Source organism: Pseudomonas sp. HMWF021 (assembly GCF_003061005.1).
Classification (GTDB): Bacteria; Pseudomonadota; Gammaproteobacteria; order Pseudomonadales; family Pseudomonadaceae; genus Aquipseudomonas.
The window spans coordinates 55,592-71,756 of sequence record NZ_QAIK01000007.1; the positions used below are offsets into that span (position 1 = coordinate 55,592).

The 16,165-nt window shown below is 60.3% G+C and carries 20 protein-coding genes; 12 read left to right on the top strand and 8 right to left on the bottom strand.

The features are described from left to right. Nucleotides 1-541: aminotransferase class I/II-fold pyridoxal phosphate-dependent enzyme (locus DBR18_RS28590; RefSeq protein WP_256588480.1), on the top strand; the 541-nt coding region annotated here is incomplete at its 5' end. A gap of 164 nt (nucleotides 542-705) precedes the next feature. Here the strand turns inward: DBR18_RS28590 and DBR18_RS00750 are convergent. From DBR18_RS00750 to DBR18_RS00770, 5 genes are all read right to left on the bottom strand, one after another. After that, nucleotides 706-1,077: a glutathione S-transferase N-terminal domain-containing protein gene (locus tag DBR18_RS00750; RefSeq protein ID WP_108588907.1), complete on the bottom strand. Its 372-nt coding sequence runs from the start codon at nucleotides 1,075-1,077 to the stop codon at nucleotides 706-708. A gap of 103 nt (nucleotides 1,078-1,180) precedes the next feature. Beyond that, nucleotides 1,181-1,726: a GTP cyclohydrolase I FolE gene (gene folE, locus DBR18_RS00755; protein ID WP_003442011.1), complete on the bottom strand. Its 546-nt coding sequence runs from the start codon at nucleotides 1,724-1,726 to the stop codon at nucleotides 1,181-1,183. Between the two features lie 77 nt (nucleotides 1,727-1,803). Further along, entirely contained in the window at nucleotides 1,804-2,361 is a 558-nt protein-coding gene (locus DBR18_RS00760) for a Smr/MutS family protein (protein WP_108588895.1), read from the bottom strand. A 74-nt stretch (nucleotides 2,362-2,435) separates the two neighbouring features. Beyond that, on the bottom strand, nucleotides 2,436-2,756 hold the full coding sequence (locus DBR18_RS00765; protein WP_108588896.1) for a hypothetical protein: 321 nt from the start codon (nucleotides 2,754-2,756) through the stop codon (nucleotides 2,436-2,438). A gap of 130 nt (nucleotides 2,757-2,886) precedes the next feature. Beyond that, a complete protein-coding gene (locus tag DBR18_RS00770) occupies nucleotides 2,887-3,477 on the bottom strand; it encodes a cysteine hydrolase family protein (protein ID WP_003223193.1) in 591 nt (196 codons plus the stop codon). Between the two features lie 238 nt (nucleotides 3,478-3,715). On the opposite strand from DBR18_RS00770, the gene prmB reads away from it, so the two are divergent. Next, on the top strand, nucleotides 3,716-4,624 hold the full coding sequence (prmB, locus tag DBR18_RS00775; protein WP_047292951.1) for a 50S ribosomal protein L3 N(5)-glutamine methyltransferase: 909 nt from the start codon (nucleotides 3,716-3,718) through the stop codon (nucleotides 4,622-4,624). 83 nt (nucleotides 4,625-4,707) lie between these two features. Here prmB and DBR18_RS00780 read toward each other — a convergent pair whose 3' ends face one another. Further along, nucleotides 4,708-5,499 (bottom strand): hypothetical protein, encoded by a 792-nt coding sequence (locus DBR18_RS00780; protein WP_027613334.1) that lies wholly within the window; start codon nucleotides 5,497-5,499, stop codon nucleotides 4,708-4,710. 99 nt (nucleotides 5,500-5,598) lie between these two features. Beyond that, nucleotides 5,599-6,552, bottom strand: a complete 954-nt coding sequence (locus tag DBR18_RS00785) for an alpha/beta hydrolase (RefSeq protein ID WP_108588897.1) — start codon at nucleotides 6,550-6,552, stop codon at nucleotides 5,599-5,601. A 130-nt stretch (nucleotides 6,553-6,682) separates the two neighbouring features. On the opposite strand from DBR18_RS00785, the gene aroC reads away from it, so the two are divergent. The 5 genes from aroC to mtnC all read left to right on the top strand — a co-directional run bounded on the left by aroC (nucleotide 6,683) and on the right by mtnC (nucleotide 10,900). Then, nucleotides 6,683-7,774 (top strand): chorismate synthase, encoded by a 1,092-nt coding sequence (gene aroC / locus DBR18_RS00790; RefSeq protein WP_108588898.1) that lies wholly within the window; start codon nucleotides 6,683-6,685, stop codon nucleotides 7,772-7,774. A gap of 31 nt (nucleotides 7,775-7,805) precedes the next feature. After that, a complete protein-coding gene (locus DBR18_RS00795) occupies nucleotides 7,806-8,951 on the top strand; it encodes an MFS transporter (RefSeq protein ID WP_108588899.1) in 1,146 nt (381 codons plus the stop codon). Further along, nucleotides 8,948-9,574 (top strand): methylthioribulose 1-phosphate dehydratase, encoded by a 627-nt coding sequence (locus tag DBR18_RS00800; RefSeq protein ID WP_108588900.1) that lies wholly within the window; start codon nucleotides 8,948-8,950, stop codon nucleotides 9,572-9,574. The genes DBR18_RS00795 and DBR18_RS00800 overlap by 4 nt, the downstream gene beginning before the upstream one ends. Before the next feature lie 92 nt (nucleotides 9,575-9,666). Continuing rightward, nucleotides 9,667-10,212, top strand: coding sequence for an acireductone dioxygenase (locus DBR18_RS00805; RefSeq protein WP_108588908.1), 546 nt, complete (start codon nucleotides 9,667-9,669; stop codon nucleotides 10,210-10,212). A 4-nt stretch (nucleotides 10,213-10,216) separates the two neighbouring features. Then, nucleotides 10,217-10,900, top strand: coding sequence for an acireductone synthase (gene mtnC, locus DBR18_RS00810; RefSeq protein WP_108588901.1), 684 nt, complete (start codon nucleotides 10,217-10,219; stop codon nucleotides 10,898-10,900). A gap of 188 nt (nucleotides 10,901-11,088) precedes the next feature. Here mtnC and DBR18_RS30190 read toward each other — a convergent pair whose 3' ends face one another. Then, the gene (locus tag DBR18_RS30190) at nucleotides 11,089-11,367 is read right to left on the bottom strand and encodes a DUF3509 domain-containing protein (RefSeq protein ID WP_045121953.1); all 279 of its coding nucleotides are present in this window, start codon (nucleotides 11,365-11,367) and stop codon (nucleotides 11,089-11,091) included. A 378-nt stretch (nucleotides 11,368-11,745) separates the two neighbouring features. On the opposite strand from DBR18_RS30190, the gene DBR18_RS00825 reads away from it, so the two are divergent. From DBR18_RS00825 to speE, 5 genes are all read left to right on the top strand, one after another. Then, complete coding sequence (locus DBR18_RS00825) at nucleotides 11,746-13,584, top strand: long-chain-acyl-CoA synthetase (RefSeq protein WP_108588903.1); 1,839 nt, start codon at nucleotides 11,746-11,748, stop codon at nucleotides 13,582-13,584. A 96-nt stretch (nucleotides 13,585-13,680) separates the two neighbouring features. Then, a complete protein-coding gene (locus DBR18_RS00830) occupies nucleotides 13,681-14,199 on the top strand; it encodes an ankyrin repeat domain-containing protein (protein WP_007960690.1) in 519 nt (172 codons plus the stop codon). A 138-nt stretch (nucleotides 14,200-14,337) separates the two neighbouring features. Beyond that, complete coding sequence (locus DBR18_RS00835) at nucleotides 14,338-14,868, top strand: hypothetical protein (RefSeq protein ID WP_108588904.1); 531 nt, start codon at nucleotides 14,338-14,340, stop codon at nucleotides 14,866-14,868. 71 nt (nucleotides 14,869-14,939) lie between these two features. Further along, entirely contained in the window at nucleotides 14,940-15,131 is a 192-nt protein-coding gene (locus tag DBR18_RS00840) for a PLDc N-terminal domain-containing protein (RefSeq protein WP_007960694.1), read from the top strand. A gap of 238 nt (nucleotides 15,132-15,369) precedes the next feature. Then, on the top strand, nucleotides 15,370-16,165 hold a 796-nt coding region (speE, locus tag DBR18_RS00845), incomplete at its 3' end, for a polyamine aminopropyltransferase (RefSeq protein ID WP_108588905.1).

Genomic DNA, 16,165 nt, shown 5'->3' on the forward strand with positions numbered 1-16,165 from the left:
CGGGCGTCTGAAAAAGGCCAGCTGGATCTACACCGGCACCGTGTCGAAAACCCTGCTGCCGGGCTTGCGCATCGGCTATCTGATCGCCAGCCCGGATCTGTTCCCGCACCTGCTCAAGCTGAAACAATCGGCGGATCTGCACACTAACCGCATCGGCCAGTGGCAGGCGCTGCAATGGATCGGCACGGAAAAATATCAGCAGCATTTGAGTGAGCTGCGTGGGTTCTACCGTGAGCGGCGCGATGCTTTCCAGTCAGCGCTGGAAACGCATTTTTCCGATCTGGCGGACTGGAGCATGCCGCAGGGCGGGTTGTTTTTCTGGCTGACGCTGAAGCAACCGCTGGATACACGGACGTTGCTCAGCGAGGCGCTGGCCAATGACGTGGCGTTCATGCCGGGCGAGCCGTTTTTTCCCGAACCGGATAAAAATCTCGGGCATTTGCGCCTGAACTTCAGCCATATCGACCCGGCGCGATTGGATGAGGGGCTCAAGCGATTGGCGGTGGTGGTGAGGCAGGCGCAAATAGACAAAGCAGCCTGAAAAAATAAACCGGCTTGAGGGCCGGTTTATTTTTGTCTGTGTAATGTGTTGTTCTTGCGGGCTTCATCGCTGGCAAGCCAGCTCCCACAGGGTTTGTGAACGCCACAGATCACTGTGGGAGCTGGCTTGCCAGCGATGGGGCCATAAGCAACAAAACATCAATATCAGACCGCCGCGAAGCGCTTATCCAGATAATCAATGATCACCTTGGACTCATACATCCACGTCGTCTGCCCATTCTCTTCAATGCGCAAGCACGGCACCTTGATCTTGCCGCCCTGATCCAGCAGGGTCTGGCGATCCTGTTCGTTGTTTTTCGCGTCCTTCAGTGCGACCGGCACATTCAGGCGGCGCAGGGTGCGGCGGGTTTTCACGCAGAACGGGCAGGCGTGGAACTGATACAGGGTCAGGTCTTTGGCGGCAGCGTTGACTTGCGCCTGGGCTTCGGCCGGGCGCTGTTTCTTGCCCGGACGAGTGATGAAGTCGATGAAGATGATCAGTTGGCCAAGGCCGACACGAAGCGCTTTTACGAACACGTTGAAAGCCTCACGGTGCAAAGAGAGAAGGGCGCGCAGCTTACCCGATTTTTCACGGACGAAAAAAAACCGGCGATCAACGCCGGTTTTTTTGTGTTGCGAGTTACTTGATCAGGCTGAGAAATTCGCTGCGGGTCGCCGCGTTCTCGCGGAATTCACCCAGCATCACCGAGGTGATCATCGACGAATTCTGTTTCTCGACACCGCGCATCATCATGCACATGTGCTTGGCCTCGATCACCACGGCAACGCCCAGCGCACCGGTGACCTGCATCACCGCATCAGCGATCTGGCGGCTGAGGTTTTCCTGGATCTGCAGGCGACGGGCGTACATGTCGACGATGCGCGCGACCTTCGACAGGCCCAGCACCTTGCCGCTCGGGATGTATGCGACGTGGGCCTTGCCGATGAACGGCAGCAGGTGGTGTTCGCACAGCGAGTACAACTCGATGTCCTTGACCAGCACCATTTCGCTGTTGTCGGAGCTGAACAGGGCACCGTTGGTGACCTCTTCGAGCGTCTGTTCATAACCGCGGCAGAGGTACTGCATGGCTTTGGCGGCACGCTTTGGCGTGTCGAGCAGGCCCTCGCGGGAGACGTCCTCGCCCAGTTGGCCGAGAATCGCGGTGTAATTCTGTTCCAGGGACATGAAACTACCTGTGGGGATTTTCGCAAAGGGCAAGGGTACGGTGGCGGACACGACCCTGCAAGTTCGGTGTAACGCGATTATTCGTCGCGGCCTTCCATCATGGTGCGTTTGAGCATCACGTACACCGCGCCGGCACCGCCATGTCTGGCCTGGCACGAGCAGAAACCGAGCACTTGCGGATGCTGGCGCAGCCAGGTGTTGACGTGGCTTTTGATCATCGGCCGTTTACCGTCCAGGCGCACGGCCTTGCCATGGGTGACGCGCACGCAGCGGATTTCGAATCGGGTCGCTTCGGCGAGAAAGGCCCAGAGGGTCTCGCGGGCTTTTTCGACGGTCATGCCGTGCAGGTCGAGGCTGCCTTCGAACGGAATCTGGCCGACCTTGAGCTTGCGCATCTGACTTTCCTGCACCCCGTCGCGGGCCCACATCAACTCGTCTTCGGGGCCGACGTCGATCACGAACTGATCGGACAGGCCATCCACGGTGGTGGTCTCGGTGCGCACGGTGGCGGACTGGCGCAGCTTGGCGATTTGCGCGCGGTCGGCCTTGGGTTTGCCGGTGTCGGCGCGGTCGTGCTTGATCGGCTTGACGCCTTGGATCGCACTTTTGAACAGGGAAAAATCGTCGTCTTGCATGTCAGCCTCCGCGAAGGGCGGCCAGTTTACCCAAGTCGAAACAAAACGGCCCGGCAAAAAGCCAGGCCATCACCTCAGTCGTGTTTTTTCATCAGGTGCGGGGACATGTTCAGTTCCCGCGATTGCCGGGCGCGACGCCGGCAACGACGCCACAGTGCCACGCCGAAATACAGGAACAACAAGCCGACCGCGAGAATGATCGCCGAACCCATCGGCGTGGCATTCAGGTCGCCGAGCGCCGGTGGACGCCCCAGCAGGCTGGCGGCCCCGGCCATCGCCAGCAGCACACCGAACGTCGCCAGAATGGCGGCGATCGTTGCGCCGAATCGAAAACGCCAGTTGCTTTGGCCTTTGGGCCGCAAGCGGCGTGCGTCAAATCCATCGGATAACTTCATTCCGACCTTCCTCAATGGGTATCGGCCCTTCGACCGGGAGTTGACCGGGTTGTTCCTGAGGCTAAGGCAATTGAAGCAAATGCGAGGCTTTTGCGGATGAGCGGCGCGGTGAGCCGCTCATCAGATCAGATCAGATCAGGTCTTGAGTCAGGGCGAGGGTGGCGAAGTTGTCGGCCATGATTGCCATTTCCGCTTCCTGCACCACAGCGGCGCTGAGCACGCGGCCCTTGAACGGCAGGTCCCGGGTGGCGCAGGCATCTTCGACCAGGGTGCAACGGAAGCCCAGGTTCTTTGCCGCGCGCACGGTGGTGCTGACGCTGGAATGGCTCATGAAGCCGCAGACGATCAGGTCCAGCGAGCCGAGATTCTGCAAACGGTCCAGCAGTTCGGTGCCGTGGAACGCGCTCGGCAGCAGTTTGCCGATGATGGTTTCATCACCCTGCGGCTCAAGGCCCGGGATGAATTCGCCGCGTTCGCCCTGCGGGTCGAACAGGCCTCCGACGGTGCCGAGATGACGCACGTGCACGATCGGCCGACCGGCTGCACGGGCCGCGGCGACCAGTTGTTTGATGTTCGCGACGGCCGCGTCCATGCCGCTCAGGGCCAGCGGGCCACTGAGGTACTCTTTCTGGGCATCGATGATGACCACGGTGGCATGGCTCAGTGTGGCCGCTGCGTAACCGCGGCCGCTGAGTTGAAACATCGTTTTTGGAACGGACATTCGGGGCTCCTTGGGGTGGGGCTTTTGCGGCATTGTCCTCTGGCTGAGCGGTTCTGTGAACCGCTACCATCGTAGGCACCGTCGTTACTGGCCTGCAGCCTTGTCAAGTTACACGTTCTGTTCAAGAGCCGATGCAAAAAACAGAAAACTCCTACTGTCGCCCCGTTAGTTTTCCTGCGTCGTCGTCGCGCGTTTTGGCTGGTAGAATCGCCAGTCGTTTTTTCTGGAGTTCTGCACCGTGATCACTTCCCGACTTCGTACCCTGCGCGACCACATCCGTTGGGCCGTCAGCCGCTTCCATGGGGAGGATCTGTTTTTCGGTCATGGCACCGACAACGCCTGGGATGAAGCCCGCCAGCTTGTGCTCGGCGCGTTGCACCTGCCGTGGGAAATCGCCGACAGCTACCTCGACTGTGCGCTGGAAGACGACGAACTGGTCAACCTGCAACGCCTGCTCAAGCGCCGCATCGAAGAACGCATCCCGACCGCGTACCTGTTGGGCGAAGCGTGGTTCTGCGGCATGTCGTTCATCGTCGATGAGCGCGTGCTGATTCCGCGTTCGCCGATTGGCGAGCTGATCGAAAACCGCTTCGCGCCGTGGATCGGCGACGAGCCTGCGCGCATTCTCGACCTGTGCACCGGTTCCGGCTGCATCGGCATTGCCTGCGCCTACGAATTCCAGAACGCTGAAGTGGTGCTGGCGGACTTGTCGTTCGAAGCGCTGGAAGTGGCCAATCAGAACATCGAGCGTCATGGCGTCGATGAGCGTGTTTACACTGTGCAGGGCGATGGTTTTGATGGCTTGCCGGGGCAGCGTTTCGACCTGATCGTGTCGAACCCGCCATACGTCGATGCCGAAGATTTCGCCGACATGCCGGACGAATACCAGCACGAACCGGAGCTGGGCCTGGCCTGCGGCGATGATGGCTTGAACCTGGTACGGCGGATGCTCGCCGAAGCGGCGGATCACCTGACCGAGAAGGGCTTGTTGATTGTCGAAGTGGGCAACAGCCAGGTGCACGTCGAAGCGCTGTACCCGGAAGTCGACTTCGCCTGGCTCGATTTCGAGCGCGGCGGGCATGGCGTGTTCATGCTGACGGCGGAGCAGTGCCGCGCTCATCAGGCCTTGTTCGCCTCCCGCGTTTAAGGGCGAAAAGCAAAAGATCGCAGGCTTCGCCAGCTCCTACATGGATCCCCTGTAGGAACTGTCGCACGCTGCGATCTTTTGATCTACCGGTGCGTAGCAATCCAGATCAACAACCCCGCCTGAAACACCGCGAACGCCACCAGACACGTAATGGTGAAGCGCAGCCCGGCGTCTTCACGCTTGAACTTGCTGACTTTGTCTTCCTGCTTCTTCAGCTTCACTTCCTGCTCGGCCAGATTCTGCTCGGCCTGTTGCAGCATCTGCGCCGCTTCGAGAATCTCGACGATTTGCAGCTTTTCGCTGTTCCAGTCGCCCAGCAAGTCACCGACCTGCACCTCTTTGACGCTGCCCTTCAAATGCTGGGCATCGGCGTACACCACATCAAAACCGTGCACGCGCAAGAAGTGATCGCGGCGCAGACGGGTGTCTTCGTTCAGCGCGTCCTTGTTGTTCAGGTCCATGCCGTCGACGGTGTAGGCGGGCCAGCGTTTTTTCGCCCAGTTGATGCCTTGCGCGGCCATGAAGCGGCCGATGCCACGGTTCAACGGTTCGATCTGCAAGCCGCTGTCGGGGCCGAAGTGCACACGTTTGCTGGTGTGATTGACCCACACGTCCAGATGGTTCTGTTCTTTGCGCACGCGCTGACCGGGCAGTTTGATCGCCATGCGCATCAGGCTGTGTTCCTTGCTGTTGCGCTCGGCATAGCCGAACTCGACAAAGCGCAATGGCCGGCCACCGGTGTGACGGTCAGTCTGCAGCGGGGCCAGGCGGAGCATCTTGTGGTGCTCGACGCTGACGTCCGCCCATGGCAGCTCGACCGCTGGCGGTGCGTCTTTTTCAGCGGTGGTGTCGGGTGAAGTCGGGGTATCAGTCATAACGGCGAGATCCTGTCCAAGCCCTGCTTGTCGCCAGCCGATACGCTGGCGACAAAGGCTTATCGGCCGTTTTTTGCAGGACTGGAGGGCAAACTACGGTTAACGGTTGCGAATGCCGTCAATAAAATCGATGAGTTTGCCGCCCAGTTCCGCCGCCAGTGGCAAATTCGGGTCCTTGTAGGAGGCCAATTGCCGCTTCACATCGGCGGGGACGATGCGCATGACGTGGTTCATGCCTTCGATCACCACCAGTTCGGCGTCGGGTTTCGCGGCTTTCAGCGCCTGCGCATCGCCGACGCCGACCTGCATGTCGTTGCTGCCCTGAACGATCAGTGCCGGCATTTTCAGATGCGCAAAAGCCTTGGCCGGATCCTGGCGGAACAGCGAAATCAGGTACGGCTGCACACTCGCACGGAAGATCGGTTGCAACGGCGCCGGCACGTCGGCATCGGTGTGACCGGCCTTGAGACTGTCGAGAATCTGGTTACTGCGCAGCATCAACGGCGGCGGCAGGCTGCGCGCCAGTTGCTCGCGAATCACCTGATCCACCGGGCGGGCACTGCCGGACAGCGAAATCAGCGCAGCAGCGTCGGCACGCGGAGCGGCGAGGGTGGCAATCAGTGCGCCTTCACTGTGGCCGAGCACAATCAACGGGCCGAAGCGCGGATCGCTTTTCAGCTTCTGGCTCCACGCTACAGCGTCGTCAACGTAGCCTTCCACCGACAGATTGCGCTCGTCAGGCGTGGCCGGGCGGCTCGCAGCCACCCCGCGCTTGTCGTAGCGCACGCTGGCGATGTTGTGTTTGGCCAGCACCCAGGCCAGGCGCTTGAGGCTGTCATTACGCCCGCCGTCGGGGTTGTTTCCGTCACGATCCGTAGGGCCCGAGCCAGAAATGATCAGGACAATCGGCACCGGCTTGTCGGATTTTGGCAGCAACAGCGAGCCGAAAAGTTCACCGCTCCCGGTATCCAGAGAGATCGGGCGCTGCAGGACAGTCGCGTGGGCAAAGCCGGTAAACAGGGTAAGACTCAAAATCAGAACTCGCAGCATCATCACGCCATCATTCGCCAAGGTGCCGGTTGGACTCACCAACACCGCTAAGGTTCGAGGATGAACTACTCGGTTAGCCTGCGTATACTGGCGCGCATCACGAATTCGGGTTTGATTTCACGGAGCGTCCTGCATGTCCGGCAATACCTACGGCAAGTTGTTCACTGTCACCACCGCTGGCGAGAGCCATGGTCCGGCGTTGGTCGCCATTGTCGACGGCTGCCCGCCGGGCCTGGAGATCTCCCTCGACGACCTGCAGCGCGACCTCGATCGCCGCAAGCCCGGCACCAGCCGCCACACCACCCAGCGCCAGGAAGCCGATGAAGTCGAAATCCTCTCCGGCGTGTTCGAAGGCCGCACCACCGGTTGCTCCATCGGCCTGCTGATCCGCAACACCGACCAGAAGTCCAAGGACTACTCGGCGATCAAGGATCTGTTCCGCCCGGCGCACGCCGACTACACCTACCACCACAAATACGGCGAGCGCGACTACCGTGGTGGCGGTCGCAGCTCGGCGCGGGAAACCGCGATGCGTGTGGCGGCAGGTGCGATTGCCAAAAAGTATCTGGCCAGCCAGGGCATCGTCATCCGTGGCTACATGAGCCAGCTCGGCCCGATTGAAATCCCGTTCAAGACCTGGGATTCGGTGGAACAGAACGCCTTCTTCAGCCCTGATCCGGACAAGGTTCCGGAACTGGAAGCCTACATGGACCAGTTGCGCCGCGATCAGGACTCGGTCGGGGCGAAGATCACCGTGGTCGCCGAAGGCGTGATGCCGGGGCTCGGCGAACCGATTTTCGACCGCCTCGACGCTGAACTGGCGCATGCACTGATGAGCATCAACGCGGTGAAAGGCGTGGAAATCGGCGCCGGTTTCGCCTGCGTCGCCCAGCGCGGCACCGAGCATCGCGACGAACTGACCCCGGAAGGTTTCCTTAGCAACAACGCCGGCGGCATTCTCGGTGGCATCTCGTCCGGTCAGCCGATCGTCGCGCATCTGGCGCTCAAGCCGACGTCGAGCATCACCACCCCGGGCCGTTCGATCGACATCCACGGCAACCCGGTGGACGTGATCACCAAGGGCCGTCACGACCCGTGCGTCGGCATCCGCGCCACACCGATTGCCGAAGCAATGATGGCCATCGTGCTGATGGACCACCTGCTGCGTCACCGTGGACAGAACGCCGACGTGCGCGTCAGCACCCCGGTGCTGGGTCAGCTTTGATGGTTGATCGCCAAGCCGTCGCGGCCTGACCGTGGCGGCGCTCCCGTACTGGCGGCTGTCCAGTTTCTATCTGTTCTATTTCGCCTTGCTCGGTTCGACAGCGCCGTTTCTGGCGCTGTACTTCGATCACCTTGGGTTCAGTCCCGCGCGCATCGGCGAACTGGTGGCGATCCCGATGTTGATGCGCTGCGTGGCGCCGAACATCTGGGGCTGGCTCGGCGATTACACCGGCAGACGCCTGGCCATCGTGCGCTTTGGCGCGGTGTGTACGCTGCTGACGTTCTCGCTGATTTTCGTCAGCAAGACCTACGCCTGGCTGGCGATGGTCATGGCGCTGCATGCGTTCTTCTGGCATGCGGTACTGCCGCAGTTCGAAGTCATCACTCTCGCGCATTTGCAGGGGCAAACCTCGCGCTACAGCCAGATTCGCCTGTGGGGCTCGATCGGTTTCATCATCACCGTGGTCGCGCTGGGCCGGCTGTTCGAATGGCTGAGCCTCGATATCTACCCGGCGGCGCTGGTGCTGATCATGGCCGGCATCGTTCTCAGCAGCCTGTGGGTGCCGAACGCGCAACCGCCGCAAGGCAATCGGCCGAGCGGGGAGGGCTTCCTCAAGCAACTGCGCAGCCCCGGTGTGCTGGCGTTTTACGCCTGCGTTGCGCTGATGCAAATGAGTCATGGGCCGTATTACACCTTTCTGACTTTGCACCTTGAACGACTCGGTTACAGCCGTGGCACGATCGGCATGCTCTGGGCCGTGGGTGTGGTGGCGGAAGTGCTGATGTTCATGGCGATGAGCCGGATTCTCGCGCGGTTTTCCCTGCGCCGCGTGCTGATGGCGAGTTTTCTGCTGGCGGCGCTGCGCTGGTTGCTGCTAGGTTCATTCGCCGAATTCCTCTGGGTGCTGTTGTTGGCCCAGGTGCTGCACGCGGCGACTTTCGGCAGCTTTCATGCGGCTGCCATCGCCTTCGTGCAACGTAGCTTCGGTGCGCGTCAACAAGGTCAGGGTCAGGCGCTGTACGCGGCGCTGGCCGGCACCGGTGGTGCGCTCGGCGCGTTGTATTCCGGTTACAGCTGGAATGCCCTCGGCGCCACATTGACCTTTAGTATTGCCAGTCTCGCGGCGCTCGCTGCTGCCGTTATCATTGCCACACGTATGCAAGAGGACAGGCCATGAGCCTTACGCGTGAACAGCTCGCCCAGCAGATCGTCGACGCCGGGCGTTTTCTTTATGGTCGCGGCTGGTCGCCGGCCACCAGCAGCAATTACTCGACGCGCCTGTCGCCGAGCGAAGCGCTGCTGACTGTGTCCGGCAAGCACAAGGGCCAGTTGGGTGTGGACGACGTGCTCGCCACGGATTTGTCCGGCAACAGCCTGGAACCGGGCAAAAAGCCCTCCGCCGAAACCCTGCTGCACACCCAACTCTATAGCTGGCGCGCGGAAATCGGTGCGGTGCTGCACACCCATTCGGTGAACGCCACCGTGCTGTCGCGCCTGACGCCGCAAGACTTTATCGAGTTCGAAGACTACGAACTGCAAAAGGCCTTCAGCGGCATCTCGACCCACGAATCCCGGGTGCGCGTGCCGATTTTCGACAACGATCAGGACATTGCACGCCTCGCCGCCAAGGTGCAGCCTTGGCTCGACGCCCATCCCGATTGCGTCGGTTATCTGATTCGCGGCCACGGCCTCTACACCTGGGGCGCGCAGATGAGCGATGCCCTGCGGCAGATCGAGGCCTTCGAATTCCTGTTTGAATGCGAGTTGAAAACCCGCAGCGTCATGAACCGCCAAGGCTGACTTCACCAGAAGCCGCCCATTTGCCTGATCAAATGCACTGCCCGACCGGTCTGCAAGAACCGGACGGCAAGGCCGATACCGAGGAATTGCCCATGAGCAGCCTGTCCGTCTATCACGTTTCCAGCCCCGAGATTCCGAACAAGGTGCTGACCCATTTCGAAGACATCGCCTCGACGCTCGCCGAGCAGGGCGTACGCTTCGACCGCTGGCAAGCCGCGGCGAAGATCCAGCCCGGTGCCAGCCAGGAAGAGGTGATCAGCGCCTATCAGGAGCAGATCGACAAACTGATGACCGAGCGCGGTTACATCACCGTCGATGTGATCAGCCTCAATAGCGATCACCCGCAAAAAGCCGAACTGCGCGCCAGGTTCCTTGAGGAACACCGCCATGGCGAAGACGAAGTGCGCTTTTTCGTCGCCGGTCGTGGCCTGTTTACTTTGCACATCGACGATTACGTCTACGCGGTGTTGTGCGAGAAGAATGACCTGATCTCGGTGCCAGCCGGTACCAAACACTGGTTCGACATGGGCGAGCACCCGCACTTCGTGGCGATTCGCCTGTTCAACAACCCTGAAGGCTGGGTCGCCAATTTCACCGGCGAAGACATCGCCGGGCGCTTCCCGCGACTGGAGGACTGAGGCGATGTCGATCAAAGCCATTGTCACTGACATTGAAGGCACCACCAGCGCGGTGAGTTTCGTGTTCGACGTGCTGTTCCCGTACGCCGCCAAACACCTGCCGGACTTCGTGCGACAGAACGCCGAACGTGCCGATGTCGCCGAGCAACTCGACGCCGTGCGCCGTGACAGCAATGCACCGCAGGCCGATGTTGAACGGGTTGTTGAAATTCTCTTGAGCTGGATCGAGGAAGATCGCAAAGCCACGCCGCTCAAAGCCTTGCAAGGCATGGTCTGGGCCCAGGGTTATCACGCCGGGCAGTTGAAGGGGCATGTTTACCCGGATGCCGTTGAAGCGCTGCAACGCTGGCACGCGGCGGGTTATCAACTGTTTGTGTATTCGTCGGGTTCGATCCAGGCGCAGAAGCTGATCTTCGGCTGCTCCGAAGCGGGGGATCTGACGCCGCTGTTCAGCGGTTACTTCGACACCACGTCGGGGCCTAAACGCGAAGAACAGTCCTATCGCAACATTCAACAGGCGATTGGCGTCGAGCCGGGGGAGGTTCTGTTTCTGTCGGACATCGTCGAGGAACTGGATGCCGCGCAGGCTGCCGGTTTGCAGACCTGTGGCCTGGCCCGTGAGGGTGGAGAACTGGGAAGCCATATCACCGTCGACAGCTTCACCGGCATCGAGCCCGAAGCCTTCTAACCACACAATTCGCTGTAGGAGCTGCGGAACGCTGCGATCTTTTGATCTTGATTTCGGTATTAAAGATCAAGATCAAAAGATCGCAGCGTTCCGCAGCTCCTACATAAAACGCGCGCACAAAAAAACAGGCCGGCAGTGAAAACTGTCCGGCCTGTTTTTGTTTAAAGCTGTTTAAAGCTTCGAATCAATTACAGCGAGTGATACGTCGGCAACGCAAAACGCTGCTGGCTTTGCAGCATTGCAATTTGCGGCAGCTCGCTGGCTTCTTCCGCCAGGTCACGACGAATCGCGCTGATCGCCCACGACAGTTGGTCGGCGTTGTGCATTTGCTGATACGTCAGGGCGCGCTTGAACACTTTGCCTTCACTGCTGCGCAGGGTCAGCAGGATCCCGCCATCGGGGCGTGGCGCAGTGGTAACGGTGAAGTTGGAGAACAGCGAGGTAAATTTCTCTTGGATCAGGCTCATGTCTTTCAGCTCCGTATGCACTTGAATGGCAAGCATGCAGAGGAGGTTGCAGCGATTGTGCCAGCATTTGAAAAATAAAAAATCCTTATAAATCAGTAGGTTGAAAGTCATGAAATTTTCAGGGGTCGTGCAATCTGCATGAATGGCCATCGTGCATCCTGCATTTTGCGGGATCGTTACCGATTCAACGGAACCAAATGACAAAGTCGCAATCGCCATCATCGCGAGTGACAGGACGGATACAAAACATTGCAAAAACCGCGTGTACAGCCCGAGAAGCGCTGACGTATTTTCGATCTCGACCCTGCTCACGATGCAGGTCATGCCCACAGCCCGAACAATAAAAAACCGGCCGACCAGGCCGAACGGGGAGCTGCCATGAGTCACGCGCCGAGCGACACGATTACCTGGAGCATGATGCTCCGCAAATTGCCGGCAATCGCCAAGGCCATCCCTCGGGTGGTCAAGGGCATGAAAGTCGCCAATGTCACGGATCCGACCCAAACGTGTGGCCTCGGCTGGACCTTCGAGCAAGCCACGTTGCGCAATCCCGACGGCCTGGCATTGCTGCAGGACAACGTCTTGCTGACCTATTCGCAGGTCAACCAATGGGCCAACAGGATTGCCCACTATCTGAGTGCGCAGGGCATCGGCAAGGGTGATGTGGTGGCGGTGTTCATCGAAAACCGCCCGGAACTGCTGGTGACCATTCTGGCGCTGGCCAAGGTGGGGGCGGTCAGCGCGCTGCTCAATACTTCGCAGACCCGCGACACGTTGATCCACAGCGTGAATCTGGTAGCGCCGGTGGCGGTCGTGCTCGGGGAGGAATTGCAGCCGGCGTTTGCGGCGATCCGCGAGCAAGTATCGATTGCGGCACAACGCACCTGGTTCATCGCCGACCGCGACACCTACAGCCACCCGGGCATTGCGCCCGAGGGCTACATCAACCTGATCAGCGCCAGTGCCGATGCCTGCGCTGACAACCCGCCCAGCAGCCGCGAAGTGTTCTTCGACGATCCGTGCTTTTACATCTACACCTCCGGCACCACCGGCCTGCCCAAGGCCGGCGTGTTCAAGCACGGGCGCTGGATGCGCAGCTCCGCCAGCTTCGGCATGATCGCCCTGAACATGGGCCCCGACGATGTCGTCTATTGCACCTTGCCGCTGTACCACGCCACCGGCCTCTGTGTGTGCTGGGGCTCGGCGATCAACGGTGCTTCCGGATTCGCCATCCGCCGCAAGTTCAGCGCCAGCCAGTTCTGGCCGGACGTGCGTCGCTACAACGCAACCACCCTCGGTTATGTCGGGGAATTGTGCCGCTATCTGGTTGATCAACCGGCCAGCGCCGATGACAGCCGTCACGCGGTGCGCAAGATGATCGGCAACGGTTTGCGCCCTGGTGCCTGGGCCGAGTTCAAGACCCGGTTTGCCGTCGAGCATATCTGTGAGCTGTACGCGGCGAGCGACGGCAACATCGGCTTCAGCAATATTCTCAATTTCGACAACACCATCGGTTTCTCGCTGATGGCCTGGGAGCTGGTGGCGTACGACCACGACAGCGGGCAGCCGCAGCGCGGCGCCGATGGCTTCATGCGCAAGGTCAGCAAGGGCGAGCAGGGCTTGCTGCTGGCGCGGATCGACGAAAAAGCCCCACTGGACGGTTACACCGATCCACAGAAAACCGCCAAGGTGGTGCTGCACGATGTGTTCAGCAAGGGCGACCGCTTTTTCAACACCGGTGACCTGCTGCGCAATATCGGTTTCGGCCATGCGCAATTCGTCGATCGACTCGGCGACACCTATCGCTGGAAGGGCGAAAACGTCTCCACCACCGAGGTGGAAAACCTGCTGCTGCAGCACCCGCACATCTGCGAGGCCGTCGCCTATGGCGTCGAAGTGCGCAACACCAATGGTCGCGCCGGCATGGCTGCGATCACTCCGACCGAGTCACTGGCAACCCTGGATTTCGCCGAATTGCTCGCGTTCGCCCGTGAGCGCATGCCGGCCTATGCCGTGCCGTTGTTTTTGCGGGTGAAGGTGAAGATGGAAACCACCGGGACATTCAAATACCAGAAGACGCGGCTGAAAAACGAAGGCTTCGACCCCGGCCAGACGGGCGATGACCCGATCTACGCCTGGCTGCCCGGCACCCAGACTTACGTGCAGGTGACGGACGAAGTTCTGGCCGATATTCATCAGGGCAAATACCGCTATTGAGATTGCCTATGGCACGACTTGAGAAAAAGGGGGTGACAGCTATGGTCGCGCTCGGGAAACTGTCGGCTTTGCGAATAACCGAAATTGGAGTTGCCCATGTCTGACCAAAGCCGCCAGATGACCCCTGAAGAAGCTGCCGAATTCACCGAGCAGGTGTTCAACAAGGCGCGCGAAGGTGATGCGCTGATGCTCGATCGGCTGATCAGCGCCGGTTTGCCGGTCAACCTGAAAAACAGCAAGGGCGACACCCTGCTGATGCTCGCCAGCTACTACGGTCACGTCGATGCGGTACAGGTGCTGCTCAAGCACAAGGCCGACCCGGAAATGCGCAACGGCAATGGCCAGAGCCCGATCGCCGGTGCGGCATTCAAGGGCGATCTGGCGGTGGTCAAGGCGTTGGTGGAGGCGGGCGCGGAAATTGAAGGTTCGTCCTTCGATGGTCGTACGGCGCTGATGATGGCGGCGATGTTCAACCGTGTTGAAATCGTTGATTACCTGATCGGCAAAGGTGCGAACCCGCAAGCCAAGGACGCCAACGGTGTCACTGCGCTGGATGCGGCTCGCACCATGGGTGCGGTTGATACCACGGCGCAGCTGGAAAAATTGCTGGCCTGATAAGGTCAAAAGATCGCAGCCTGCGGCAGCTCCTACATGAGATTGCGTTCTTCTGTAGGAGCTGCCGCAGGCTGCGATCTTTTGGTTTGTGCGCTATCCTCCGCGCCCTCATATTCACCTGCCACAGGATCCACCCTCATGAAAGCCGCCCTCGTCGAACTCATCAGCAAAATCAGCTCAGGCTGCATGGCCGAGGACGAGATCCTGAAGGTGGCGGACGAAGCGGCGCAGGCCTACGCCGATGCCGATGCCTTTCTGGCGGCCAACCCCGATATCAACTACGACGACACCTTCCCGATCCCGCTGGGTGAATGGGTGGTGGTCGGCAGCCTGCCGGAAACCGTGCTGTTCCAGGCCGACACCTACGTTGACCTGTTCGCGCAGATCGTCGCCTCGTTTGGCCCGGGCGTGGATTTCAACCTCAAGCCCAAGCAACTGGCCAAGACCGAAGCGCTGACCGCACTCAACCGCATTCAGGTGCAGATGAGCAGCCTGAACAAGGAAAACGGCGGTTACACGCTGATGAACTTCAGCCAGTTGCTCGACGACGAGCTGCAAGTGGTGCTGGTCTACGGCAACGACGTGCCGCGCGTGCTGGAACTGTGCGCCGAAGTCGGCATCGCTGCGGCGCCTTCGCTGGAAGCGCTGAAGGTCGCCGTTCACGTCTGAACGCAATAAAAGGGAACCCTGCGCGCGACCGTCTATCCTAAAAGTGCATGCCACTAATCTGGAGCGACACCATGGGTTCCACGTTCAACGGTCTGATTGGCCTGATCATTCTTGCCCTCGATATCTGGGCCATCATCAACGTACTGAAAAGCGGCGCCGAGACCGGGATGAAAATCCTCTGGGTCCTGCTGATCATCCTCCTGCCGGTGCTGGGCCTGATCATCTGGGCGATTGCCGGGCCACGGGGCAACGTGCGGGTCTGACCACAACTTTGAAAGTACCCCATAACCTGTGGGAGCTGGCTTGCCAGCGATAGCATCGCAGCGGTTTCACTGACAGACCGCGTTGATTGCATCGCTGGCAAGCCAGCTCCCACAAGGTTATGCGGATTGCCGATGAACAGAGGTTCGACCTGTCATCTTCGGCAACGTAGAATGCGCGCCTTTCCCGGGCAATCGTCCCCCACGATCGACGCCCGCGCATTCATCGGAGCACTTGACCATGACCGTCACCAAGACCAGCGAGTACCTGGAAACCCTCTACGAAGGCTACGGCCAGCGTTTTCGCATGGAAAAACTGCTGCACGAAGTGCGCACCGAACACCAGCACCTGGTGATCTTCCAGAACCCGCGCATGGGTCGGGTAATGGCGCTGGACGGCGTGATCCAGACCACTGAAGCCGATGAATTCATCTACCACGAAATGCTCACCCACGTGCCGATCCTCGCCCACGGCACTGCCAAGCGCGTGCTGATCATCGGCGGCGGCGACGGTGGCATGCTGCGCGAAGTGACCAAGCACGCCAGCGTCGAGCACATCACCATGGTCGAGATCGACGGCACCGTGGTCGACATGTGCAAGGAATTCCTGCCGAACCACTCCAAGGGCGCTTACGACGACCCACGGCTGAACCTGGTGATCGACGACGGCATGCGTTTCGTCGCCACCACCACGGAAAAATTCGACGTGATCATCTCCGACTCCACCGACCCGATCGGTCCGGGCGAAGTGCTGTTCTCGGAGAACTTCTACCAGGCCTGCCACCGCTGCCTGAACGAGGGCGGCATCCTCGTGACCCAGAACGGCACGCCGTTCATGCAGATCGACGAAGTCAAAACCACCGCCGGTCGCCTGCGCAGCCTGTTCCCGGACTGGCACTTCTATCAGGCGGCCGTGCCGACCTACATCGGCGGATCGATGACCTTCGCCTGGGGGTCGACAAACCCGGCCTACCGCAAGCTGAGCCGTGAAACCCTGCAACAGCGCTTCATCGGCAGCGGCATCGTCACCCGCTACT

Excerpts from the sequence above, each read along its gene's own strand:
- folE (WP_003442011.1), bottom strand. The coding sequence starts at position 1,726 with ATGTCCCTGGAACAGAATTACACCGCGATTCTCGGCCAACTGGGCGAG.
- DBR18_RS00760 (WP_108588895.1), bottom strand. The coding sequence starts at position 2,361 with ATGCAAGACGACGATTTTTCCCTGTTCAAAAGTGCGATCCAAGGCGTC.
- DBR18_RS00765 (WP_108588896.1), bottom strand. The coding sequence starts at position 2,756 with ATGAAGTTATCCGATGGATTTGACGCACGCCGCTTGCGGCCCAAAGGC.
- DBR18_RS00770 (WP_003223193.1), bottom strand. The coding sequence starts at position 3,477 with ATGTCCGTTCCAAAAACGATGTTTCAACTCAGCGGCCGCGGTTACGCA.
- DBR18_RS00780 (WP_027613334.1), bottom strand. The coding sequence starts at position 5,499 with ATGACTGATACCCCGACTTCACCCGACACCACCGCTGAAAAAGACGCA.
- DBR18_RS00785 (WP_108588897.1), bottom strand. The coding sequence starts at position 6,552 with ATGATGCTGCGAGTTCTGATTTTGAGTCTTACCCTGTTTACCGGCTTT.
- aroC (WP_108588898.1), top strand. The coding sequence starts at position 6,683 with ATGTCCGGCAATACCTACGGCAAGTTGTTCACTGTCACCACCGCTGGC.
- DBR18_RS00800 (WP_108588900.1), top strand. The coding sequence starts at position 8,948 with ATGAGCCTTACGCGTGAACAGCTCGCCCAGCAGATCGTCGACGCCGGG.
- DBR18_RS00805 (WP_108588908.1), top strand. The coding sequence starts at position 9,667 with ATGAGCAGCCTGTCCGTCTATCACGTTTCCAGCCCCGAGATTCCGAAC.
- mtnC (WP_108588901.1), top strand. The coding sequence starts at position 10,217 with ATGTCGATCAAAGCCATTGTCACTGACATTGAAGGCACCACCAGCGCG.
- DBR18_RS30190 (WP_045121953.1), bottom strand. The coding sequence starts at position 11,367 with ATGAGCCTGATCCAAGAGAAATTTACCTCGCTGTTCTCCAACTTCACC.
- DBR18_RS00825 (WP_108588903.1), top strand. The coding sequence starts at position 11,746 with ATGAGTCACGCGCCGAGCGACACGATTACCTGGAGCATGATGCTCCGC.
- DBR18_RS00830 (WP_007960690.1), top strand. The coding sequence starts at position 13,681 with ATGTCTGACCAAAGCCGCCAGATGACCCCTGAAGAAGCTGCCGAATTC.
- DBR18_RS00835 (WP_108588904.1), top strand. The coding sequence starts at position 14,338 with ATGAAAGCCGCCCTCGTCGAACTCATCAGCAAAATCAGCTCAGGCTGC.
- DBR18_RS00840 (WP_007960694.1), top strand. The coding sequence starts at position 14,940 with ATGGGTTCCACGTTCAACGGTCTGATTGGCCTGATCATTCTTGCCCTC.